This window comes from Mycobacterium sp. TH-M11 (assembly GCF_057473725.1).
This window is the reverse complement of the sequence record NZ_JBYCLD010000152.1, coordinates 1-21,916: the sequence shown is the minus strand read 5'-3', so window position 1 is coordinate 21,916 and position 21,916 is coordinate 1. Positions and strand designations below refer to the sequence as shown.

The following is a 21,916-nucleotide window of genomic DNA, read 5'->3' as shown; positions in this document are numbered from 1 at the left end:
GCCCACAGCCGCTCATTCGCCGACCTCCCCGAGTCGCACCATCCGCAGGAATTCCTCGCGGGTCCAATCGCGGCCGCCCTTCGCGCATTTCGCCCGGAGTCGACCGAGCCACTCTGCGTGCGCGTCCAAAACGTCGGCTTCGAGCTGCAGCCACGCCAGCACTTCCAGCAAGGTGGTCTTCGGGACGGGGCCGTCCGGAGGATCGGGCACCATGCCGCGGAATCGCAGGGCAGCCTCGCGTAGCCGCGCCTGCTGGTCTGGCGGCAGCTCCGCCCAGTACTCCCCGTCTATCACGATGCCGCCTCGTTTGCTGACGCGCAGTCGTCGGCGTGGCCTTGGGACTCGACGTGCCAACCGCAAGCGGTGCAACGGCCCGGCCCGGTCGGGTTGCGGAATCTGCCTCTGGTGCGCTGGCGTCGCCCCTGCAAAGCGGGTGTCGCCGCGCGGTGGTCGGGTGACTCGGCGTCCGTCCGCCCCCCCGGGGTCGAAAAAAGGTGTCCCAAGGTATCCAAGGCGTCCGGCACCTGGTCTGAGCTGCTGTTTTGATCGGACACCTTGTCGGGGTCAAGATGTCCCAGGACGCCTTCGATGGTGTCCGCGGACACCTTGACGTTGGTGAAGTTGTCCTGCCGTTCTTGCTGGTCAGCGGCTTTCTGGACACCTTGGACGCCTTTGGACGCCTTTTCTGGGGGTGGGAGGTACCGGCTGAAGGCATCGGCAAAGTCGGACAGATGGTAACCGCGCTCGGTCTTGTCGTCGGAATGGCGCGTCTTCACTTCGTAGTCGCGAAGCCGGTGCCCCAGTTTCGACGGGTTGAGCTCGAACTGCTCCCACGGGGATTCCGCGAGTGAACGGAGTTTGCTGCACAGCACGGCAGACTTCATGAATTTGCCATCGAACACGGTTCTGATGTCGTCGAGAAGTTGCAACGGGGTGGAGCGGGCCGTGTCATCCTCGGCCGCTGACGCGACTAGCGCCGCGGCCGCGTCACGGGCCAGTTTCGGCCAGTGCGCGCCAGCGAGGTCCGCGACGGCGACCAGAGGTGACCACAAGTCCGCGGCCCGGTCCTCGACGGGAAGGTCGGGTTCGTCTTGCGCCGCGGCTTGCTCGCGCACCTCGTCGGCCCACGCGGCGATGCAGTCGCGAATCCGCTGGAGCTCGGGGCCGTCGCGTCCGATCCGAAACGGCTGGACCTTCTCGGCGTCAGTGCGGCGTTTCATCACCACGACGACGCCGCGGTCCTCGATGGTCTCAGGCATCCGACCGATACCGGCCAGCGCCGCCATGGCGAACGTCGAGAACTCCGTGGGGGTGTGCATCGGTCCGACCGTGCGCCCGAACATCAGCCCCCGCTGGAAGCCGGCGTTGAGCAGTCCGCGAAGCTCTTCGTTGTTCTCGGCGACCTTCTTACTGCCGAAAATGGTGTCGCACTCGTCGAACAACAACGTCGGCGGCGGCTCGTCCGCCAGGGACCGAAAGATGTAGGCCACCGTGGCGTTGACGGCGCGCAGCGGCGAATACACAAGGGCGTCTACGACTTCCAGTAGACGCGACTTACCGGAGCGCTTCTCGGCCGACCGGATTATCAAGCGCGGAGCGTAGTCGAACTCGGCCAGTAGGTGGGTAAGGACCACCCACAGCGTCACCGCTGTCAATTCGTGCTCGCCGGGCAACACGCAATACCGCCGGATCGCATTGCAAACGTCATCGAGCACCCCGGCACCGTCGTCCTCGGGCATCGGCTTGGCCATCACGCGACCTCCCTGGGGATGTAGGCCGAACTCCGGCGCTGGCGGATCGTTCGCGCGATGGCCGGCCAATCCGCAGCCACGGAAACAGCCCGCGAAGCGTCGCACATATTCTGCTGCGCCGTATCGACTCTCAGCGCATGGTGAACACCGAACTGCGCTAACGCCAACAGCTTCCGAGGATCGCCGTCTGCCAGTGCACCCCACGCCGGAGTGCCGGCCAGCGGCAGCGGACCGAGGTTGGCTTGCCTGACAGCGGCCTCAATGAAGACGTGGCAGCTCCACCAATCGACCTGCCGAGACTCGATGCCTGTCACTGGCCGCCCCCGACGATGTTGCCGAGAATGTCGCTGAGCGTGTCGGCTATGTGCTTGAGTTCGGCGCGCTCGGTGTAGAGCTGGCCGCGGTCGGTGTCGTCGCGGCCGGCCAGTCCCTCGGTGTAGCCGACGGCCTGCAAGATGTGGCCGAGGGCGGACTTGAGGTGCCGCTGCCGTAGAGCCTGGTCGGCGGGTATGGTGTTCATCGAATTACCTTCCTGATGGGTGGGTCGGGACGGTCCCCGCCGATGTTGAGAGCATCGGAGAAACGGGGGCCGTTCTGCTGTTGGGCGCTCATGCCACGCCCCTCGGGTCGTCGGTGCGCTGAACTGTGTTGGCGTCGAGGTAATTTCGTACGTCGGACCACCGATAAAGCACCTTTTTTCCGACCTTGACGAACCTCGGGCCGGTCCCGCGGTAACGGTGTTGCGCTAGTCCCGGCTCGGTGGTTCCGAGTACTTGAGCGACCTGGGCGGGCGTCGCGGTGTCCATGTCGGCAGGAATCATCATCTGTCCTCTCTAGCCATCCATATCTGGCCTACTCTCACAGAACTACACGGCCGGCATTCGGTTGTCAAGCTAGCCAGATATGGGCTACGCTGCTTCACGTGTCATCACATGCGCGGCAATCACTCGCCCTGGTCGTTGGTCAGAACTGCAAAGACATCCGCTCGGCGGCCGGCGTTACGCAAGATGAGTTGGCGCGCCATGCTCGTGAAGCGGGGTTGCGCTGGGACGCTGCGAAAGTGGGCCGCTTTGAAAGCGGCGCTGTGGCACCGACATTCGCCACCGTGCTAGCGGTCAGCCTCGCACTGTCGAAAGCGCTCGCGGACGCTGGCGCCGGCCGCGGTGCGATCTTGGCCGACCTGGTGGCCACCGAAGGCAACGTGACTTTGACGACAGACGCTCCCGGCCCGCTCGGCACTGTTCTGGCCGACGTCTGCCGGGGAAGGCCGTGGCCGACCGAACCGGCAGACCTTTATGGCACCGACGAGCTCGCCGTGTGGTACGCGCATACGCGCATCGTCGATTTGGTGACGTCGCGCGCGCTGGTCGACGGCTATCTTGACCCGAATCTGACGTCAGCCGAGCTAGCGCAGATGCGGCAGCGGTCAGGCTTGACCGAGGATCGGCTAGCGCAGCGACTCAACATCAGTCGTGACCGGCTCGCGGCCGTGTCATTCCGCTTGTGGGACGGGCGCACGTTCGGCCAGGAACGGGACAGGCGGGCGGGCTCGGACGCTAACCAGCAGAAGAAGGGCCGCATCGCGCGCGCGCTGCGGGCGGAACTAGAGAGAGCACTGGCCGATGGCAACGATTAGCAAGTACCAAACTGCAAGCGGCACAACGCTTTACCGTGTCCGCTACCGCACACCTGACCATCGCCAGACCGACAAGCGTGGTTTCAAGACAAAGCGCGACGCCGAGGTGTTCGCCGCGAGCGTCGAGGTTTCGAAACTTCGTGGTGAGTACGTCGCGCCGTCGCTGGGGCGTATCACGGTCGCCGAGCTGGTGCCCGGTTGGCTAGCCCGCAAAAAACAATCCACGGCACCGAGCTATTACCGGTCGCTGGAATCGTCCTGGCGGGTACACGTCGAGCCGCAGTGGGGGTCTGTCAGTGTCGCCGATGTCGACGTGCTTGGCGTTGAGGCATGGATCGAGGGAATGGGCCGTCGAGGGCTAGGCCCTACGGGCGTCATCCGCGCCCACGGTGTTCTGTCGGGCGTCCTGACCGACGCGGTGAAGGCTAAACGCCTGGCGGTGAACCCGTGCCGGGGCAGCGTTGAGAACCTGCCGCAGAAGACGGCCAAGCGGCATGTTTACCTCTCGGCTGAGGACGTGGCTCGACTGGCCGACGAATCCGGCGAGTACCGATCCCTGGTGCTGCTGCTCGCCTACTGCGGGCTGCGCTGGGGCGAAGCCATCGGGTTGCGCGTGCGCGATGTGGAGTTTCTGCGGCGCCGGTTATCGGTGTCGGAGAACGCCGTACAGATCGGCGCCCGTCACGTTGTAGGTCCGACAAAGGGCCGCAAGGCCCGCTCTGTGCCGGTACCGGTGTTCGTGCTCGACGAGCTCTCAGCCCAGTGCAAGGACAAGGTGCCCGCCGACCTGGTGTTCAGTAGCCGCGATGGCGGTTATCTGCCGAGACCGAAGTCGTCTAACGGATGGTTTATCCGGGCCGTCCAAGCTGTAGGTATACAGGCCGTTACGCCACATGATCTGAGGCACACATGCGCGTCACTGGCGGTGTCCGCGGGTGTCAACGTGCTTGCGTTGCAACGCATGCTCGGGCATACCTCCGCAAAGATGACACTGGATACCTACAGCGATCTGTTCGACGACGATCTCGACGCGGTGGCGGTCACACTGCATACCCGTTACTCACGTCAAAGTGTGGGCAATTCGTGGGCACGGGCCGCAAATGAGACCACAGATCAGACCCCGAAAACGCCTCTACCAGCACGAAACGCGGAAGTCAGCGAGTGCGGGCGGAGGGATTCGAACCCTCACGCTCTTCCGAGCACCGGCACCTAAAGCCGGCATGTCTGCCGTTCCATCACGCCCGCAAGGCCCCACGAGCGTACCGCCTTCGCTCCTGGCAAAGCTTGTCCGCGGGCTCCCGTTGAAGGCCGCGGGGTACCTTCTAGGAATGTCCACTACACGTCGTCGGAGACCCGCGCTGATCGCGCTGGTGATTCTCGCGGCTGGTGGCTGCCTGGCCTTGGGGTGGTGGCAGTGGACGCGGTTTGAGTCGACGTCGGGCTCGTTCCAGAACCTCGGATACGCGTTGCAGTGGCCTGCGTTCGCCGCGTTCTGCGTCTACGCCTACCGCAAATTCGTCCGCTACGAAGAGGCGCCGCCCGAGCCCGGAAACACCGACGCCGTCACCGAAATACCGCAAGGTTTACTGCCCGAACGACCACCAGTCGCTCCCCACGACACCGAAGACCCCGTACTCCGCGAGTACAACGCCTACTTGGCCGAACTTGCCAAGGCCGACAACGAAACCCACGAACACCAGAACAGGACGACCGCATGACCACAGCCGGCCAGAACATCCGCACCCCGCTGCTCGCCTATCGCGTGATGGCGTGGACGACGGGTATCTGGCTGATCGCGCTGTGCTACGAGATCGTGGTGCACTACATCGTCAAGGTTCCCAATCCGCCGACATGGATCGGCATCGTCCACGGCTGGGTCTATTTCGCTTATGTCTTGGCAGCCTTCAACCTGGCCGTGAAGGTCCGCTGGCCGATCGCCAAGACCATCGGGGTGCTGCTGGCCGGAACCATCCCACTGGTCGGGGTGATCGTCGAGCATTTTCAGACCCGAAACGTCAAGGCGCAGTTCAACTTATAACTAGGTACTCAGGGCGCGCAGTGCCGGCAACAACAGCGCCAATGCGCGACCGCGGTGCGATACCGCATCTTTCTCCGCCGAAGTCAGTTGCGCCGCAGTCCGATCCCCGCCGTCCGGAATGAACACCGGGTCGTAGCCGAAGCCGGCATCGCCGCGCGGCTCACCGGCGATGACACCGTGCCATTCGCCGCGCACCACGACTTCGTCGGAACCCCAGACCAGCGCGCAGGCCGAGACGAATGCCGCGCCTCGACGCCCGTCGGGCACATCGCGCAGCTGCGCGAGCAACAGCGCGGTGTTGCCGGCGTCGTCGCCGTGATGGCCCGACCACCGCGCCGACAGCACACCGGGCATACCGTTCAGCGCGTCCACCGCCAGCCCGGAGTCATCGGCAACGGTGGGCAGTCCCGTCGCGGCGAATCCGTCGCGGGCTTTGGCCAGTGCGTTATCTTCAAATGTCGCAGCGGTTTCCGGCGCTTCGTCGAATGGCGGCACGTCGTTCAGCGACATCAGGGTCAACCCGGCAAGCTCTGCGGTGTCGAGCACCCGGCGCAACTCGAGCAGCTTCTTCCGGTTGCGGCTGGCGACAAGTAACCGGGTCACCGGCCACTCCGGCACGTGGCCGCCACTCGTGCGGGAACCACCGTTCGTAGCGTCACCGTTGCGACGCCGCCTATACGCGAATGTTCTGGTTGAGGATCGGACTCGCCGAAAGTGGCGTGACGCCCCTGACGTAAGGCACTTCGCAGTCTTCACAACCCCAGATGAGTTTGTGCATATAGCACCCCACGCAAAATCCCAGCGTGGCCTCCGCCCAGGTCAGGACGAAACAGACCGCAACCACAGCCGCCATTGCCACTGGCGAAGCGCCCGCCAATCGCATGGCGAGGCAGGTCGCGGCCAAACCGGCACCGAGCAACCAGGCAAACCGTTTCGGCCGAGTTGGCTTCCACACCGGTCGCATGTTCATCGTCAACGCCGTACCCAGAATTCCGGTGGGACTGAGTGGAGTCAATCCGGTGGCGGCCGCAGCCAACATGTCGAAAAGTACGAACGGACCGACGATGATCACGGGGTCGGTTTCCGGTCGCAACAGCAATAGCGCGATTGTGATTGCCGAAATGGCGTTCAGCAAACCCGCCCTTGCCCGGGTCGCGACTTCGTTGATACGCGGTTCCGTGTGTTCGTGCGTCATCTGCCCCATCGCCCACCACGGCTGATTGAGGAAAGAATGTTCGACCGACGGCTGTTGCTTGATCATTGATTGGTCCTAGGAAGGCAGTACGACATTGGCCCATGGTGGCCTCGGGAAATCTCAGTTAGATAGTAAAAAGCGTACCATGGCGCTGGCACACGAGGCTCTGACCAGCAGGATTGCGTCGCTCTTAAGCTTGAGCCCGCGGTTCGACGATCGCCGAGAAGTTACCGAGATTCTTCGGCCCCGACGTCACAAGTCATTCAGCTGCCGAAGGCCTTCTGCGGCCCCGCGCCCTCGGGCAACACACCTGGGTACGGCAACGCCAGCGCCTCGTGCTGCGCGACGAACAACTTCTCGCAGGCCCCTTGGGCGGCGTCGAGCAACTTGTCGAGCGTCGATCGCGGGAAAGTGGCACCCTCGCCGGTACCCTGCACCTCGACCAGCGTCCCGGTGTCGGTGGCCACCACGTTCATGTCCACCTCGGCGCGGGAGTCTTCCTCGTAGGGCAGGTCGACCCGCACCCGCCCGTCGACGACGCCCACGCTGATCGCGGCGATCGCGCAGGACAGCGGCCGCGGATCCGACAGCTTGCCGTGCGCCGAGAGGTACGTCACCGCATCGGCCAGCGCGACGTAGGCCCCGGTGATCGCGGCGGTACGGGTACCGCCGTCGGCCTGCAGCACGTCGCAGTCGATGGCAATGGTGTTCTCCCCCAACGCCGCCAGGTCGATGCAGGCCCGCAACGAGCGGCCGACCAGCCGGCTGATCTCTTGGGTGCGTCCGGACGGCCGACCCTTCAGCGACTCCCGATCGCCACGCGTGTGGGTGGCCGACGGCAGCATCGCGTACTCGGCGGTCAGCCAGCCCAGCCCGGAACCCCTGCGCCAGCGGGGCACACCATCAGTGACGCTCGCAGTGCACAGGACTTTCGTCTGACCGAATTCGATCACCACCGAACCGGCCGGGTGGGAGGTAAATCCGCGGGTGATGGTGACCGGTCGAAGTTCCTCGTCGAGGCGGCCGTCTTCTCGTTTTGACACGCCGACAACCCTAGCCCGACGACGATGCAGAGCGCGCAGCGCGATGAGGAGGAGCCGGGCAATTCAGCCCTAGCCCGACGACGATGCAGAGCGCGCAGCGCGATGAGGAGGAGCCGGGCAATGCATCCCTAGCCCGAGATCAGGACCGCCCGACGTTGAACGTCTCGCCGCACACCACCGCGTGCACGGGGCCGTCGAATTCGGCTTTGGCCTCACTGATTACGTCTTCACGCACAGTCCACGGCGGGATGTGCGTCAGCAGCAACTCCCCCACCCCGGCCGCGGCCGCGATTCGTCCGGCTTCGGTGCCGGACAGGTGCAGGTTGGGCGGGCGGTCCGGCGCGTGCGTCCACGACGCCTCGCACAGGAAGACATCGGCGCCGCGGGCCAAGTCGATCACCGCGTCGCAGTAGCCGGTGTCGCCGCTGTAGACGAACGTGGCGCCGGCCGGATCGGTGACGCGCATGCCATAGGACTCGGTCGGGTGACATACCAGCCGGGGCGTGACGCTGAGCGAACCAAACGTGACGGCTTCACCGTCGACCCAGTGATGCACGTCGAAAATGTCGGAGCAGTCATCAATCTCGCCGCCGTACGGCGATGACGCAGCGCCGAGTCGCGACCAGGTATCGCTGGGCCCGTAGAGCAGCGCCTTGCCCTTGGGCGGCGAGGGATGATAGCGGCGCCACACAAACAGGCCGGGCAGATCAAGGCAGTGATCGGCATGCAGATGCGACAGCAGGACATGCACCGACCCCGGATCGGCATGCCGCTGCAGCGTGCCGAGCACACCTCCGCCGAAGTCGATGACCAGCGGCGGAGTGTCGTCAGCCCGCAGTAGGTAACCCGATGCCGGCGAATCCGGGCCGACGACGCTCCCCGAGCAGCCCAGCACGGTAATTCGCACGGTCACTACTGTGCCATGCCCAACGTCATGTTGTTGAAAACATCTCCGGTTTACTGATGAGTAAGGTCAGCCGGACGCGGCGATGTGCCGATGGAGCGGCGCGACGCCGGTGATCGCCGGACCCAGGAACCGCGCGGCGAGCGACAGAAACGCCTCCGGGTCACCGGTGGCCTCGAAAACGCGAAGCGGCGACCCGGCCTGCGGGCGTTCCGGGTGAGGATGCAGTAGGTCGCGTTCGGTCAGCACGCGAAGCAATTCCTTCGCCGTCTCCTCCGCGCTGGACACCAGCGTCACGCCGTCGCCCATCGCCAACTGGATCAGCCCGGATAGCAGCGGGTAGTGCGTGCAGCCCAGCACCAGGGTGTCGACGTCGGCACGCTGCAGCGGTTCGAGGTAGCCCTCGGCCAGGCCGAGGACCTGCCGGCCGCTGGTGATGCCGCGCTCGACGAAGTCGACGAACCGCGGGCAGGCTACCGCGGCGACCTCGGTGTCGCGGGCGGCGGCGAAGGCGTCCTGGTAGGCGCCGGAGGTGATCGTGGCCTGGGTCCCGATCACGCCGATGCGACCGTTGCGGGTGGTGGCGACGGCCCGTCGTACCGCGGGCAGGATCACCTCGACGACGGGCACGTCGTAGCGTTCCCGCGCGTCATGCAGGCACGCCGACGAGGCAGTATTACAGGCGATCACCAGCGCCTTGACGCCACGGTCGACCAGGTCGTCGCCGATGGCCAGCGCGTGCGCGCGGATCTCGGGAATGGTGAGCGGGCCGTAGGGGCCGTTGCCGGTGTCGCCGACGTAGATGATGTCTTCGTCGGGCAGCTGGTCGATGATGGCGCGGGCCACGGTGAGCCCGCCCACGCCGGAGTCAAACACCCCGATGGGCGCCAGTGCGTTACTCATGTCGGCTCAATTATTCTCCGGTCACCGCGCAGCGTGTCGGCGCCGCACCCTGGCTTCGCGTTCCGGGCCGGACAACAGATACGCCGCGAGCACGCCGGCCACGCCTCCGCAGAGGTGCCCCTGCCACGACACGCCACCGCAGACGTCGAGCACCGGCACGGCGCCCCACAGCACGCCGCCGTAGAGAAGCAACACCACCAGGCCGATGACGATCTGCCAGCCCGAGCGGACGAAGAACCCGAACACCAGCAGGAAGGCCAGCCAACCGAAGATCAGGCCGGAAGCACCGATGTGGTCAGTCTCGCCGCAGGACGATCCCCAGTTTCCGATCAGCCAGGTGCCGAGGCCACCGAGGATCCACACAATCGCCGTCGCCCACAGGAATCGGGACATCCCCGCCAGCGTGACCAGGAAGCCGAGCACCAGCGCAGGCCCGGTGTTGGCGGCCAGGTGCGCCCAGTTCGCATGCAACAGCGGCGCGAACAGGATTCCCCACAGCCCGTCGAACTCCAGCGGGCGGATGCCGTTCTCGTCGAGCCGGTGTCCGCTGAGCTGATCGAACGCCTCCATGACATACAGCAACGCCACGAAGCTGAGGATGGCGGTTCCACCGACAGCGAACGCCGACCGCTTCTTCTTCGGCTGCCGCGCCGGGCTTGCTCCGCTCATCGGGCGCTGCCTTTCCATTGCACCAGTTATAGCCGGGTCAAATCGGCTGGGAGGCCCAGTATTCGCGCAGGCTGGCGATCTTGTCTCCATCAAGCTCGAGGATGGCGACTTCGCGCATCAGCGTGCGGTGACCTTTGATCACGTCGTCGAAGCGTGCTTCCCACTCCGCGATCGCTATCGAGCCGCCGGACGCCAGGTACAGATTCAGTAGTCGGGCCTCGATGTTGGCCTGGTCCTGAACAACTTTGGTCTGCCAGTAGCGGCGAATGCCGTCGACACCGCGGATCGGCTCCCCCAGCACACGCTCGTGATACGTCGCTTCGGGGGTGAAGATCGTGACGATCAAGTCCGGATCCTGAGTCATCCAGGCACACAGATACACCTCGATCAGGTCCCGGACCCGCTCCAGGGGCATGCTCATCGGCGCTCCGTTGACGTCGCGGCACCGCCCGCTGACATGCCGGCCGAACACGCCGGCGTCAATGTCGTTGGCGTGGCCGCGCCCCCGGCCCGCGCGGGGTGTACCGAGACCCGAACAACTCTTTGGCCGTCCACCTGGCAAACATCTGCTCCACCACAGCGCAATGGTAGCCACGCCGAAGGGCGGCATCGAGTGTGCATCCTGGGCTTCGACCGTGAAACGTGGGCGAGAAAACCTTGAATCCGCCCGCGAAAATCCCGCCCCCTGTTCACACTCGACGCCGTCAGTGCACACTCGACGCCAGCAGGGGCAGACAGAGAGCGGACGGGCCAGCCGCCAGACCAGGTTGACCTCGACGCCGACCACGGCATGCGCGCCATCTGCGCCGCCCTTGACATTGCTGTCGTTGGCCCTCGCGGCGACCTCGCTACCGGCGCGCCGCGAATGCGCCCGGCAGCAGACCGCGATAAGTCGGGATGTCGGCCACCGCATCGGCGGCGATGACGGCGGCGACCACCGCGTGGGCCAGGCAGTCTGCCGCCGCGCTGCCCACCTCGGTGGCCAGCGGTGTCTCCGGCGAGAACGCGGCCGGGACGTCGGCCGGCGGCGCCACCTCGACGGCTCCGGTGGCCAGCGCGAACACCGTGTCGCCGTCGACCGGAGTGTGCGCCGGACGAATGCTGCGCGCCAACCCGTCGTGCGCAGCGCTCGCCACGGCGCGGCACGCCGCCGGGCTCAGCGCGGCGTCGGTCGCCACCACGGCGATGGTCGTGTTCAGCGACTTCAACGGAGTTTCGAGTTCCGCCAGCGCCGCGAGTTGCGCGTCAGGTGGCCGGGTCAGCCCGAACTCGTCGATCAGGTAGCTCAGCCACGGCAACCCGGTGGCTTGATCGACGACGTTGCCCGCGGAGTTCACCACCACCAGCGCGCCGACGGTGACCCCGGAGGGCAGCGCCGTCGATGCGGTCCCGACGCCACCCTTCAGCACACCCGCGCACGCCCCCACCCCGGCGCCGACCGTGCCGACGGCGACCGCGGTGCCGGCTGTCGCGCAGGCCTGGTAGCCGAACTCGGCGGTGGGCCGGTTGCTCCACGCGCCGACCTCGAGGTCGAAGATCACCGCACCGGGAACGATCGGCACCACGCCGCCGGTCATCGCCACGCCCCGCTGATGCTCCTCCAACCACCGCATCACCCCGTCGGCGGCCGCCAGTCCGAACGCGCTGCCTCCTGCCAGCAACACCGCGTCGACGTAGCGCACGCTGTTGGCCGGGTCCAGCAGATCGGTTTCCCGGGTGCCGGGCGCGCCGCCGCGCACATCGACGGCGCCCACGGTGCCCGGTGGTGCGAGGACGACGCTGACGCCGCTGGCCCAGCCCACACCCATCGCGGCGGCTGCGTCCAGCCGGTGATGCTGGCCGACCAGGATGCCGGCGACATCGGTGATCGCGTTCACCGCGATCCGATCAGCGCCACCACGAGATACTCCTGCAAGACGGTCAGCCACTGGTAGACGTCGAAATGCGCGGCCAGCGGGTGATCGTCGGGCAGACGATCTGGGCCGTTGGCTTTGATGTCGAGCATGGTGCCCAGCGCCAGCCGCAGGTCGTTGACGGCCGCGGTCCAGGCGTGGGCGGCGTCCTCGGTCAGGTCGATTTTGCCGCCGTGACCCGGCAACGTGTCCAGAAGCTGTTGCGCCGCAACCCGTTTGGCGTCGATAATCTCCGGCTCGTGCAGGCTGCGCAGGGCGGCATTCAAGCTGTCGACGGTCCCCGGTACGTCGTCGTCCGGCCGTGAGAAGTTGGGCAGTAGCCGCTGTAGCGTCGCATTGTCGGGGGGCGCGGAATTGCCGGTCCGCATGCCGGTGATCTCTTCGAGCTCATCCTGCGGCGAGGATGCTTCGCGTTCGTCGAGCAACCCGATCATCGAGGCGACCAGGTTCTTCAGCAGCGCCGCTTCATGCGCGTCCAGCGCAGACCGGAAGCGGGCACCGTCGGCGGTCTCTACCCGCTTCCATTTACGCACCCGGTCTCATCGGTCCTGCTGCATGGTGGCCCACAGCCCGGCCGCGTGCAGCTTGGTGACGTCGACTTCCATCGACTCCCGGCTGCCCGCCGAGACGACCGCCTTGCCCTCGTTGTGCACCTGCAGCATCAGCTTGGTGGCGTGCGGCTCGCTGTAGCCGAACAATTTCTGGAAAACGTAGGTCACGTAGTTCATCAGGTTGACCGGATCGTCCCAGACGATGGTCACCCAGGGAGCGGCGGTGGCCTCGACCGTGTCTGCTTCCCGCTGCCCTGTGGTGCCCGGCTTGGTCGGTGCTGACGCAACCATGCTCCACAGGATACCGAGCCGCCTGCCGACACCCGATAGCGTTGCGGTGTGAACACATCGGCCGTCACTGGGCTGCTGACCGACAGGTACGAGCTGACCATGCTCTCGGCCGCGCTGCGTGACGGCACCGCACACCGCCGGTCGGCCTTCGAGTTGTTCGCCCGCAAGCTGCCCGATGGCCGCCGCTACGGCGTGGTGGCCGGAACGGGGCGATTCCTGCAAGCCTTACCCGACTTCAGGTTCGACGATGTCGCGTGCAAGTCGCTGGCCGAATTCCTCGACCCCGGCGCGCTGGCGTATCTGCGCGACTTCCGGTTCGGCGGCGACGTTGACGGCTACGCCGAGGGCGAACTGTATTTCCCTGGCTCACCAGTGCTTTCGGTGCGAGGCAGCTTCGCCGAGTGCGTGCTACTCGAGACGCTGGCGCTGTCGATTTTCAACCACGACACCGCGGTGGCCTCGGCCGCGGCCCGGATGGTCAGCGCGGCCGACGGGCGGCCGCTGATGGACATGGGGTCACGCCGCACCCACGAGCGCGCAGCCGTCGCCGCCTCGCGCGCCGCCTACCTCGCCGGGTTCGCCGCGACGTCCAACCTCGAAGCCCACCGGCGCTACGGTGTGCCGACCGAAGGCACCAGCGCGCACGCCTTCACGCTGCTCTACGACGGGCGCAACGGGCCCGACGAGCCGGCTGCGTTCGCCGCGCAGGTCGCCGCCCTCGGGGCGGGCACCACGCTGCTGGTCGACACCTACGACGTGACCACCGGGGTGGCCAACGCCGTCGCGGCCGCGGGCACCGAACTCGGGGCGGTCCGCATCGATTCCGGCGACCTGGGCGTGCTCGCCCGGCAGGTCCGCCAACAGCTCGACCGGCTCGGGGCCACCCGGACCCGCATCGTGGTCTCCGGCGACCTCGACGAATTCGCCATCGCGGGCCTGCGCGCCGAACCGGTCGACAGCTACGGGATCGGCACGTCGCTGGTCACCGGATCGGGCGCACCCACCGCGAGCATGGTGTACAAACTGGTCGAAGTCGACGACGTCCCGGTCGAGAAGCGCAGCGTGCGCAAGGAATCCCACGGCGGACGCAAGGAGGCGGTGCGACTGACCCGCTCGACCGGCACCATCACCGAGGAGATCGTGTATCCGGCGGGCCATCCGCCGTCGGTGTCCGAGCCGTCGCGGGTACTGACCGTTCCGTTGGTCCGCAGCGGCGAGGTGGTCGCGACGACGGACCTGGGCGTGGCGCGCGAGCTGGTGGCATCGGGCTTGCGAAGCTTGCCGTGGGAGGGTCTGATGTTGTCGCACGGCGACCCAGCGATCCCCACCACGCAGATTCCTGTCCCACGCCCGCCGGCCGACACCCAACCAACCCAGACTCAGGAGTAGCCACGCCCGACGATGCACCGACGGCAGTGACGCAGCTGCTGGCTACCGCAGTGACCGCGCTGGGCGGCCGTGAGCGCAGCGGCCAGCTGGACATGGCCGCCGCAGTTGAGCGGGCCTTCGAATCCGGCGAGCATCTGGCCGTCCAAGCCGGGACCGGCACCGGGAAGTCGTTGGCGTACCTGGTCCCGGCGATCAATCGGGCGGTGTCCGACAACGCGCCGGTGGTGGTGTCGACGGCGACGATTGCGCTGCAGCGCCAGCTGGTCAACCGCGATCTCCCCCAGCTGGTCGACGCGCTGGCCGATGCGCTGCCCCGCAAACCGCGCTTCGCGTTGCTCAAAGGCCGGCAGAACTACCTGTGCCTGAACAAGATTCACAACGGCTCGGCCTCCGACGTGGCCGAGGAGCCGCAGGAGCTGTTCCGGCCGCAGGCGGCTTCCACTTTGGGCCGTGACGTGCAACGGCTCACCGAGTGGGCCTCGGAGACCGACACCGGCGACCGCGACGACCTCAAACCCGGTGTCGCCGAACGGTCGTGGGGACAGGTCAGCGTGTCCGCCCGCGAATGCCTGGGCGTGGCCCGCTGCCCGTTCGGCACCGACTGCTTCTCGGAGAAGGCGCGGGCCAAGGCCGGCATCGCCGATGTGGTCGTCACCAACCACGCGCTGCTGGCGATCAACGCGGTCGCCGACTCGCCCGTGCTGCCGGAACACAAGGCGCTGGTGGTCGACGAGGCGCACGACTTGGTTGACCGGGTGACGGCGGTGGCCACCGGCGAGCTCACCGCAACGACGCTCGGCATCGCCTCACGCCGCGTCGCGCAACTGGTCGAACCCGAGATCCTGCAGCGTTGGGAACGCCTGTCGGGCAGCTTCATCACGGCGATCCAGAACGCGTCGGCCGGTCGGATCGACCACCTCGACGACGAGCTTGCCACGTGTATCGCGGCGCTTCGGGACGCGGCCACCGCGGCGCGGTCGACCATCGACACCGCACCCACCGACCCCAAGGCTGCCGCGGCCCGCTCCGAAGCGGTCGCCAGTCTCGCCGAGATCGCTGACACCGCAGCGCGAATCCTCTCGTCGTTCGGGCCGGCCATCCCCGATCGGACGGACGTGGTGTGGCTCGACCACGAGGACAGCCGTGGCTCGACGCGCACGTTTTTGCGGGTGGCGCCGCTGTCGGTGGCCGGGTTGCTGCGCACCCGGCTGTTCGCCGACGCGACCGCGGTACTGACGTCGGCCACCCTGACCGTCGGCGGCTCATTCGACGCGATGGCCCAGTCGTGGGGACTGACCGACAGCAAAACACCCTGGCGTGGAATGGATGTCGGGTCACCGTTCGAGCACGCCAAGGCGGGGATCCTTTACGTCGCAGCCCAGCTGCCGCCGCCGGGCCGCGACGGTACCGGCACCGCCGAACAGCTGACCGAGATCGCCGAGCTGATCACGGCCGCGGGCGGGCGGACGCTCGGGTTGTTCTCATCGATGCGGGCGGCCCGCGCAGCCGCCGAGGCGATGTCGGGACGGCTGTCCACGCCGGTGCTGTGCCAGGGTGACGACACCACCACCACCCTCGTGGAGCGCTTTGCCGCCGACGAGGCGACGTCGCTGTTCGGCACGCTGTCGCTGTGGCAGGGCGTCGACGTGCCCGGCCGGTCGCTGTCGCTGGTGATCATCGACCGGATCCCGTTCCCGCGGCCCGACGACCCGCTGCTGTCGGCCCGGCAGCGGGCGGTGACCGCCGGTGGCGGCAACGGCTTCATGGCCGTCGCAGCCAGCCACGCCGCGCTGCTGCTGGCCCAGGGCGCGGGCCGGTTGCTGCGCGGCATCGACGACCGCGGGGTGGTCGCGGTGCTCGATTCCCGGATGGCGACCGCCCGCTACGGGGGTTACCTGCGGGCGTCGCTGCCGCCGTTCTGGCCGACCACCGACGCGGCCGCGGTGCGCGCGGCGTTGCGGCGGTTGACCGCTCAAGCCAACGTGACCAAACCCAACTCGGCGCCCGAGGCCAACATCGGGTGATGCGGCAGCACCCGCACGGTGTAGCCGACCGACCCGGCAACCGGCAGCGGAGTGGTCGTCGCAAAGACGTGATCACCGCCGGAAGCGGTTCCCGTGTAAGCCATTTCGACGGTAACCGGGTCCACCAGCAGATCGCCGGTCTCTACCCGGCCGACCACCGCTTGCACGGTTACCTCCTCCGGCCGTAAGCCCGCCAGCTGCACGGTCGCGGTGAGGGTGAGCTTCGAGCCGAGGATCGGCGTGTCCGGCAACCCAGTGCTGTCGACGTCGGTGACCCGGATGTGCGGCCATTCCTCCGACGCGCGCCGCCGGTATGCCGCGAGGTCACGGGCCGGCTCGAAGTCCACCTGCCCGCCCTCGTCCACGACCAAAGTCCTGCGCAGCGACTCCGCCGCCGGCAGATAGTAGCCCTCGGTGTAGTCGCGAACCATCCTCGACGCCAACACCTTCGGGCCCAATGTCTGCAGGGTGTGTCGGACCATCTCGATCCACCGGCGCGGCACGCCGTGCTCGTCGCGCTCGTAAAACCTCGGCGCAACCGAATTCTCGAGCAGATCATAAAGCGCGGCCGCTTCCAGGTCGTCGCGGCGCTCCTCGTCGGCGACCCCGGCGGCCGACGGGATGGCCCAACCATTTTCGCCGTCGTACCATTCGTCCCACCACCCGTCGAGGATCGACAAGTTCAGGCCGCCGTTGAGCGCGCTCTTCATCCCCGACGTGCCGCACGCCTCGAGCGGACGCAGCGGATTGTTCAGCCACACGTCGCAGCCCCAATACAGCAGTCTGGCCATCGACATGTCGTAGTCGGGCAGAAAGGCGATCCGGTGCCGAACCTCGTGCCGGTCGGCGAACTGGACCACCTGCTGGATCAGCGCCTTGCCGCCGTCGTCGGCGGGGTGTGACTTGCCGGCCACGATCAACTGGATCGGCCGGTCGTCGTTGAGCAGCAACTGCTCCAATCGCTGCGGGTCACGCAGCATCAACGTCAGCCGTTTGTAGGTCGGCACCCGGCGGGCAAAGCCGATGGTCAGCACGTCGGGGTCGAATGCGCTGGTAATCCAGCCTAATTCGGCCTCGGGCGCGCCGCGAACCAGCCACGAGCGGTGCAGCCGCGCCCGCACGTCTTCCACCAGCAGGGCCCGCAATTGCGAGCGGATCCACCACAGGTGTCCGCCGTCGACCTCGTTGACCCGCAGCCAGACGCCCGGGTCGGCGAACGAGTCCGACCCCGCCAGCTCCTGGCCCAGCTGCAGCCATTGCGGCGCGGCCCAGGTGCGGGCGTGCACGCCGTTGGTGATCGACCCGATGGGCACCTCACCGGTATCGAAACCGGCCCATAGCTCGCTGAACATCTCCCGGCTGACCTCGCCGTGCAGCAGCGAAACACCGTTGGCGCGCTGGGCAAGTCGCAGACCCATGTGGGCCATGTTGAACTTCTCCGGGTCGTCCTCGGCGCCCAGCGCGAGGATCCTGCCCACCGGCACGCCGGGCAGCAGCACCGACCCGGCGGCGACGCCCGCGGCGTCGGTCGGACTGCCCGCGAAGTACCGCTGCACCATTTCCACCGGGAAACGGTCGATGCCGGCGGGCACCGGGGTGTGGGTGGTGAATACCGTGCTGGACCGCACCACGGTCAGAGCGGTGTCGAAATCCAAACCGGCGTCGACGAGTTCGCGAATCCGCTCGGCGCCCAGGAAGCCGGCGTGTCCCTCGTTCATGTGGAACACCTCGGGAGCGGGCAGGCCTTCGATTGCGGTGAAGGACCGGATGGCCCGCACACCGCCGATCCCGGCGAGGATTTCCTGCCGCATGCGGTGCTCTTGGTCTCCGCCGTAGAGCCGGTCGGTGACTCCGCGCATCTCGTGCTCGTTTTCCGGGATGTCGGAATCCAGCAGCAGCAGCGGCACCCGCCCGACCTGGGCTACCCAGATGCGGGCCCGCAGCGAGCCTGACTCCGGCAGCGCCAACTCGACCAGCGCCGGCGCACCCGAACTGTCGGTGAGCAGACGCAGCGGCAGTCCTGCGGGGTCGAGTGCGGGATAGTCCTCGTGCTGCCAGCCGTCCGAGGTCAGCGACTGCCGGAAGTAGCCCGAACGGTAGTACAGGCCGACCGCGATCAGCGGCAACCCCAGATCCGAGGCCGCCTTCAGGTGGTCGCCGGCCAGGATCCCCAGACCGCCGGAATAGTTGGGCAGCACCTCGGCGACGCCGAACTCCATCGAGAAATACGCGATGCCGTTGGGCAGAGCTTTCTCTCCGACGCCGGCCCCTTGCTGCTGCTGATACCACTGCGGACGGCGCAGATAGTCGTCGAGTTCGGCGGCCAGCCGGTCGAGCCAATCCAGAAATCCGCTGTCGAGCGCCAAGTCGTCGAGCCGGGCCGGGGTGACCGCGCCCAGCAAGGCGACCGGATCTCGCCCACACTGCGTCCACAGCTTCGGATCGATCGTCTCGAAGAGGTCCTGAGTGGGTTTGTCCCACGACCAGCGCAGGTTGATCGACAGCTTCTCCAGCGCTGCCAGGCGTTCGGGAAGGTGGGCACGGACCGTGAACCGACGAAGGGCTTTCACGCGTCATCACCTTACTGAGGTGGGAGCGGGTTTCGCCTACCGAACGAGCCGCGCGACCCGCCCTCGGGTGTGACTGGACACTACGGTGGGTACTGGACGCTTGGGTCGCGGGTTGACCGCGCCCAAGACCACAACCGACTAGCTCGAAAAGGAGTAGCGGTGCCCGGTCGTGTCGAGATCGACGATGTCGCACCCGTGGTGTCATGCGGCGCCTACCCGGCCAAGGCCGTCGTCGGCGAGGTGGTTCCGGTCCGTGCCACGGTCTGGCGCGAGGGCCACGACGCGGTGGCCGCCACGCTGGTGGTGCGTTATCTGGGCCCGCGCTATCCGCAGGTCGGCGAGACGCGACGGCTCAAAGCAACGTCCGCTGCAGCGGTGGCCGAGCCCGCCACCGACGTCGTGCGGGTCAAGCCGCTGCATCTGCCCATGAGCCCTGACGGCTTGGAGCCCTATGTGTTTCATGGTGCGTTCACGCCCGACCGCGTCGGGCTGTGGACGTATCGGGTGGATGGCTGGGGCGACCCGATCCACACCTGGCGGCACGCCGTCGAGGCCAAGTTGAACGCCGGTCAGGGCGAGGCCGAGATGTCCAACGATCTGCTGGTCGGTGCGCAGTTGATGGAGCGCGCCGCCACCGGGGTTCCCCGCGCCCGGCGTGATCCGCTGCTCAAGGCCGCTGACGCGCTGCGGACCCCCGGCGACCCGGTCACCCGGGCCGCACTGGCGCTGACCGCCGAGGTCGACCAACTGTTGACCCAGTTCCCGCTGCGCGAGCTGGTCACCCGCGGCGAGCAGTACGGGGTGTGGGTGGACCGGCCGCTGGCCCGCTTCGGATCGTGGTACGAGATGTTCCCCCGCTCGACCGGCGGCTGGGACGCCACCGGCAATCCGGTGCACGGAACCTTCGCCACCGCCGCGGCGGACCTGCCGCGGATCGCCCAGATGGGCTTCGACGTGGTGTACCTGCCCCCGATCCACCCGATCGGCAAGGTGCACCGCAAGGGCCGCAACAACACCGCCACGGCCGCGCCCGGTGACGTCGGCTCGCCTTGGGCGATCGGCAGCGACGAGGGCGGTCACGACGCCGTACATCCGCAGCTGGGCACCATCGCCGACTTCGACACATTCGTCGCCGCCGTCGAGGATCTCGGTATGGAAGTGGCGCTGGACCTGGCGCTGCAATGTGCGCCGGATCACCCGTGGGCCGCCGATCACCGGGAGTGGTTCACCGAACTGCCCGACGGCACCATCGCCTACGCCGAGAACCCGCCGAAGAAGTACCAGGACATCTACCCGATCAACTTCGACAACGACCCCGCCGGTCTCTACGACGAAGTTCTGCGTGTGCTGCGGTTCTGGATGGACCACGGCGTCAAGGTCTTTCGCGTCGACAACCCGCACACCAAGCCGCCGAATTTCTGGGCCTGGCTGATCGCCCAGGCCAAGGCGGCCGATCCCGATGTGCTGTTTTTGGCCGAGGCGTTCACCCCGCCGGCCCGCCAATTCGGTCTGGCCAAGCTGGGGTTCACTCAGTCCTACACCTACTTCACCTGGCGCACCTCGAAGTGGGAGCTGACCGAATTCGCCCAGCAGATTCCCGACATCGCCGACTTCCGGCGACCCAACCTGTTCGTCAACACCCCCGACATCCTGCACGCCAGCCTGCAACACAACGGCCCGGGCATGTTCGCGATTCGCGCGGTGTTGGCCTCCACCATGAGTCCCACCTGGGGGGTGTACTCGGGCTACGAGCTGTTCGAAGGCCGCGCCGTCAACGAAGGTAGCGAGGAGTATCTCGACTCCGAGAAATACCAGCTGCGACCCCGCGACTACGCCGGCGCCCTGGCGGCCGGGCGCTCGTTGGAGCCGTTTATCGCACGGCTGAACAGCATTCGCCGGCTCCATCCAGCACTCCAGCAACTGCGCAACATCGCCTTCCACACGATCGACAACGATGCGCTGCTGGCTTACAGCAAGTTCGACCCGATCACCGGCGACTGCGTGCTGGTGGTCGTAACGCTCAATGCGTTCGGCGCAGAACAAGCCACGCTGTGGCTGGACATGAACGCACTGGGCATGGAGCACCATGAGCGGTTCTGGGTACGCGACGAAATAACTGGTGAGGAATACCATTGGGGTGCAGACAATTTCATCCGAATCGACCCTGGCTATGCCGTCGCGCACGTGATCAATATGCCGCTCATCCCGTCCGAAGCACGAATCAGTCTGCTGCGCCGGAGGTAACGCCGCGATGAAGTCAGGAGAAGAAGTCGCCCGAGCCCGCCTAGCGCCCGAACCCAGTGACCTGGCCCGGCTGATCGCTGGGCAGCACCACAATCCGCACGGCATCCTGGGCGCCCACGAATACGGCGACCACACCGTCATCCGGGTCTTGCGTCCGCACGCCGCCGAGGTGGTCGCCCTGATCGGCGACGATCGATTACCGTTGCAGCACATCGACTCCGGCCTGTTCGCCGTCTCGCTGCCGTTCGTCAACCTGATCGACTACCGGCTCGAGGTGCACTACGACCAGGGCGAGCCGCGGGTCGCCGCCGACGCGTACCGCTTCCTGCCCACGCTGGGTGAAGTCGACCTGCATCTGTTCAACGAAGGGCGGCACGAACGGCTCTGGGAAGTGCTTGGCGCCCATCCCCGTTCGTTCACCACCGCCGACGGCGTGGTGGACGGGGTGTCGTTCGCGGTGTGGGCTCCCAACGCCAAGGGCGTCAGCTTGATCGGCGAGTTCAATGCCTGGAACGGCGATGAGGCGCCGATGCGGGCCCTCGGTTCGTCGGGTGTCTGGGAGCTGTTCTGGCCGGAGTTTCCCCGCGACGGCCTGTACAAGTTTCGCGTGCACGGCGCCGACGGGTCGGTCACCGACCGCGCCGACCCGATGGCGTTTGCCACCGAGGTGCCGCCACAGACCGCTTCACGGGTGAACGTGAGCGACTACCGCTGGGGCGACGACGGCTGGATGACCGCGCGCGCCACGCGCAATGCGGTGTTCGAGCCGATGAGCACCTACGAAGTCCATCTGGG

Annotated in this window: 23 protein-coding genes, 1 tRNA gene and 1 pseudogene; 8 read left to right on the top strand and 17 right to left on the bottom strand. The window is 67.0% G+C overall.

The features are described from left to right. Window positions 1–12: 12 nt before the first annotated feature. The 5 genes from AC2VOG_RS06590 to AC2VOG_RS06570 all read right to left on the bottom strand — a co-directional run bounded on the left by AC2VOG_RS06590 (window position 13) and on the right by AC2VOG_RS06570 (window position 2,575). The gene (locus AC2VOG_RS06590) at window positions 13–294 is read right to left on the bottom strand and encodes a hypothetical protein (protein ID WP_486939111.1); all 282 of its coding nucleotides are present in this window, start codon (window positions 292–294) and stop codon (window positions 13–15) included. Beyond that, window positions 291–1,751 carry a DUF3631 domain-containing protein gene (locus AC2VOG_RS06585; protein ID WP_486939110.1) on the bottom strand — a complete coding sequence of 487 codons (1,461 nt, stop codon included), beginning with the start codon at window positions 1,749–1,751 and terminating at the stop codon, window positions 291–293. Before AC2VOG_RS06585 ends, AC2VOG_RS06590 begins: the two co-directional genes overlap by 4 nt. Then, window positions 1,751–2,065, bottom strand: coding sequence for a DUF2742 domain-containing protein (locus AC2VOG_RS06580; RefSeq protein WP_486939109.1), 315 nt, complete (start codon window positions 2,063–2,065; stop codon window positions 1,751–1,753). Before AC2VOG_RS06580 ends, AC2VOG_RS06585 begins: the two co-directional genes overlap by 1 nt. Continuing rightward, entirely contained in the window at window positions 2,062–2,271 is a 210-nt protein-coding gene (locus AC2VOG_RS06575) for a hypothetical protein (RefSeq protein WP_486939108.1), read from the bottom strand. Before AC2VOG_RS06575 ends, AC2VOG_RS06580 begins: the two co-directional genes overlap by 4 nt. 88 nt (window positions 2,272–2,359) lie before the next feature. Next, window positions 2,360–2,575 carry a helix-turn-helix transcriptional regulator gene (locus tag AC2VOG_RS06570; RefSeq protein WP_486939107.1) on the bottom strand — a complete coding sequence of 72 codons (216 nt, stop codon included), beginning with the start codon at window positions 2,573–2,575 and terminating at the stop codon, window positions 2,360–2,362. A 347-nt stretch (window positions 2,576–2,922) separates the two neighbouring features. On the opposite strand from AC2VOG_RS06570, the gene AC2VOG_RS06565 reads away from it, so the two are divergent. Beyond that, complete coding sequence (locus tag AC2VOG_RS06565; protein ID WP_486939106.1) at window positions 2,923–3,387, top strand: hypothetical protein; 465 nt, start codon at window positions 2,923–2,925, stop codon at window positions 3,385–3,387. After that, window positions 3,374–4,492: pseudogene (locus tag AC2VOG_RS06560) on the top strand (tyrosine-type recombinase/integrase); the annotation flags it as partial. The gene AC2VOG_RS06565 and the pseudogene AC2VOG_RS06560, both read left to right, overlap by 14 nt. Window positions 4,493–4,549: 57 nt before the next feature. Here AC2VOG_RS06560 and AC2VOG_RS06555 read toward each other — a convergent pair. After that, window positions 4,550–4,632: transfer RNA gene (locus AC2VOG_RS06555), tRNA-Leu, on the bottom strand. An 83-nt stretch (window positions 4,633–4,715) separates the two neighbouring features. On the opposite strand from AC2VOG_RS06555, the gene AC2VOG_RS06550 reads away from it, so the two are divergent. Both AC2VOG_RS06550 and AC2VOG_RS06545 read left to right on the top strand, forming a co-directional pair. Continuing rightward, the gene (locus tag AC2VOG_RS06550; RefSeq protein ID WP_486939105.1) at window positions 4,716–5,105 is read left to right on the top strand and encodes a hypothetical protein; all 390 of its coding nucleotides are present in this window, start codon (window positions 4,716–4,718) and stop codon (window positions 5,103–5,105) included. Beyond that, window positions 5,102–5,425 carry a DUF3817 domain-containing protein gene (locus tag AC2VOG_RS06545; protein ID WP_486939104.1) on the top strand — a complete coding sequence of 108 codons (324 nt, stop codon included), beginning with the start codon at window positions 5,102–5,104 and terminating at the stop codon, window positions 5,423–5,425. The genes AC2VOG_RS06550 and AC2VOG_RS06545 overlap by 4 nt, the downstream gene beginning before the upstream one ends. Here AC2VOG_RS06545 and rdgB read toward each other — a convergent pair whose 3' ends face one another. From rdgB to clpS, 10 genes are all read right to left on the bottom strand, one after another. Then, on the bottom strand, window positions 5,426–6,028 hold the full coding sequence (rdgB, locus tag AC2VOG_RS06540; protein ID WP_486939103.1) for an RdgB/HAM1 family non-canonical purine NTP pyrophosphatase: 603 nt from the start codon (window positions 6,026–6,028) through the stop codon (window positions 5,426–5,428). It abuts the gene before it with no gap. A gap of 70 nt (window positions 6,029–6,098) precedes the next feature. Then, on the bottom strand, window positions 6,099–6,686 hold the full coding sequence (locus AC2VOG_RS06535) for a DUF4395 domain-containing protein (RefSeq protein ID WP_486939102.1): 588 nt from the start codon (window positions 6,684–6,686) through the stop codon (window positions 6,099–6,101). 197 nt (window positions 6,687–6,883) lie between these two features. After that, a complete protein-coding gene (gene rph / locus AC2VOG_RS06530; protein ID WP_486939101.1) occupies window positions 6,884–7,663 on the bottom strand; it encodes a ribonuclease PH in 780 nt (259 codons plus the stop codon). Window positions 7,664–7,802: 139 nt separating this feature from the next. Further along, window positions 7,803–8,576, bottom strand: coding sequence for a cyclic nucleotide-degrading phosphodiesterase (locus tag AC2VOG_RS06525; RefSeq protein WP_486939100.1), 774 nt, complete (start codon window positions 8,574–8,576; stop codon window positions 7,803–7,805). Between the two features lie 60 nt (window positions 8,577–8,636). Continuing rightward, complete coding sequence (gene murI, locus AC2VOG_RS06520; RefSeq protein WP_486939099.1) at window positions 8,637–9,470, bottom strand: glutamate racemase; 834 nt, start codon at window positions 9,468–9,470, stop codon at window positions 8,637–8,639. Between the two features lie 21 nt (window positions 9,471–9,491). Further along, window positions 9,492–10,139, bottom strand: coding sequence for a rhomboid family intramembrane serine protease (locus tag AC2VOG_RS06515; protein ID WP_486939098.1), 648 nt, complete (start codon window positions 10,137–10,139; stop codon window positions 9,492–9,494). 37 nt (window positions 10,140–10,176) lie between these two features. Further along, on the bottom strand, window positions 10,177–10,560 hold the full coding sequence (locus tag AC2VOG_RS06510) for a nuclear transport factor 2 family protein (protein ID WP_486939097.1): 384 nt from the start codon (window positions 10,558–10,560) through the stop codon (window positions 10,177–10,179). A 427-nt stretch (window positions 10,561–10,987) separates the two neighbouring features. Next, entirely contained in the window at window positions 10,988–12,016 is a 1,029-nt protein-coding gene (locus AC2VOG_RS06505) for a P1 family peptidase (RefSeq protein WP_486939096.1), read from the bottom strand. Continuing rightward, a complete protein-coding gene (gene aosR, locus AC2VOG_RS06500) occupies window positions 12,013–12,585 on the bottom strand; it encodes an oxidative stress transcriptional regulator AosR (RefSeq protein ID WP_486939095.1) in 573 nt (190 codons plus the stop codon). Before aosR ends, AC2VOG_RS06505 begins: the two co-directional genes overlap by 4 nt. A 6-nt stretch (window positions 12,586–12,591) precedes the next feature. Further along, window positions 12,592–12,894, bottom strand: a complete 303-nt coding sequence (gene clpS, locus AC2VOG_RS06495) for an ATP-dependent Clp protease adapter ClpS (protein WP_486939094.1) — start codon at window positions 12,892–12,894, stop codon at window positions 12,592–12,594. 99 nt (window positions 12,895–12,993) lie between these two features. Here clpS and AC2VOG_RS06490 point away from each other — a divergent pair, with 99 nt between their 5' ends. Next, window positions 12,994–14,283 carry a nicotinate phosphoribosyltransferase gene (locus tag AC2VOG_RS06490; protein WP_486939112.1) on the top strand — a complete coding sequence of 430 codons (1,290 nt, stop codon included), beginning with the start codon at window positions 12,994–12,996 and terminating at the stop codon, window positions 14,281–14,283. 26 nt (window positions 14,284–14,309) lie between these two features. Beyond that, a complete protein-coding gene (locus AC2VOG_RS06485) occupies window positions 14,310–16,307 on the top strand; it encodes an ATP-dependent DNA helicase (protein WP_486939093.1) in 1,998 nt (665 codons plus the stop codon). Here AC2VOG_RS06485 and glgP read toward each other — a convergent pair. Beyond that, window positions 16,256–18,877: an alpha-glucan family phosphorylase gene (gene glgP, locus AC2VOG_RS06480; RefSeq protein ID WP_486939092.1), complete on the bottom strand. Its 2,622-nt coding sequence runs from the start codon at window positions 18,875–18,877 to the stop codon at window positions 16,256–16,258. The two genes, AC2VOG_RS06485 and glgP, sit on opposite strands and share 52 nt — an antisense overlap. A 159-nt stretch (window positions 18,878–19,036) precedes the next feature. On the opposite strand from glgP, the gene AC2VOG_RS06475 reads away from it, so the two are divergent. Beyond that, on the top strand, window positions 19,037–21,121 hold the full coding sequence (locus AC2VOG_RS06475) for an alpha-1,4-glucan--maltose-1-phosphate maltosyltransferase (RefSeq protein WP_486939091.1): 2,085 nt from the start codon (window positions 19,037–19,039) through the stop codon (window positions 21,119–21,121). Window positions 21,122–21,128: 7 nt separating this feature from the next. Next, the coding region (locus AC2VOG_RS06470) for a GlgB N-terminal domain-containing protein (RefSeq protein WP_486939090.1) at window positions 21,129–21,916 on the top strand (788 nt) is incomplete at its 3' end.

Excerpts from the sequence above, each read along its gene's own strand:
- AC2VOG_RS06585 (WP_486939110.1), bottom strand. The coding sequence starts at position 1,751 with ATGGCCAAGCCGATGCCCGAGGACGACGGTGCCGGGGTGCTCGATGAC.
- AC2VOG_RS06575 (WP_486939108.1), bottom strand. The coding sequence starts at position 2,271 with ATGAACACCATACCCGCCGACCAGGCTCTACGGCAGCGGCACCTCAAG.
- AC2VOG_RS06570 (WP_486939107.1), bottom strand. The coding sequence starts at position 2,575 with ATGATGATTCCTGCCGACATGGACACCGCGACGCCCGCCCAGGTCGCT.
- AC2VOG_RS06550 (WP_486939105.1), top strand. The coding sequence starts at position 4,716 with ATGTCCACTACACGTCGTCGGAGACCCGCGCTGATCGCGCTGGTGATT.
- AC2VOG_RS06545 (WP_486939104.1), top strand. The coding sequence starts at position 5,102 with ATGACCACAGCCGGCCAGAACATCCGCACCCCGCTGCTCGCCTATCGC.
- AC2VOG_RS06535 (WP_486939102.1), bottom strand. The coding sequence starts at position 6,686 with ATGATCAAGCAACAGCCGTCGGTCGAACATTCTTTCCTCAATCAGCCG.
- murI (WP_486939099.1), bottom strand. The coding sequence starts at position 9,470 with ATGAGTAACGCACTGGCGCCCATCGGGGTGTTTGACTCCGGCGTGGGC.
- AC2VOG_RS06515 (WP_486939098.1), bottom strand. The coding sequence starts at position 10,139 with ATGAGCGGAGCAAGCCCGGCGCGGCAGCCGAAGAAGAAGCGGTCGGCG.
- AC2VOG_RS06510 (WP_486939097.1), bottom strand. The coding sequence starts at position 10,560 with ATGAGCATGCCCCTGGAGCGGGTCCGGGACCTGATCGAGGTGTATCTG.
- clpS (WP_486939094.1), bottom strand. The coding sequence starts at position 12,894 with ATGGTTGCGTCAGCACCGACCAAGCCGGGCACCACAGGGCAGCGGGAA.
- AC2VOG_RS06490 (WP_486939112.1), top strand. The coding sequence starts at position 12,994 with ATGCTCTCGGCCGCGCTGCGTGACGGCACCGCACACCGCCGGTCGGCC.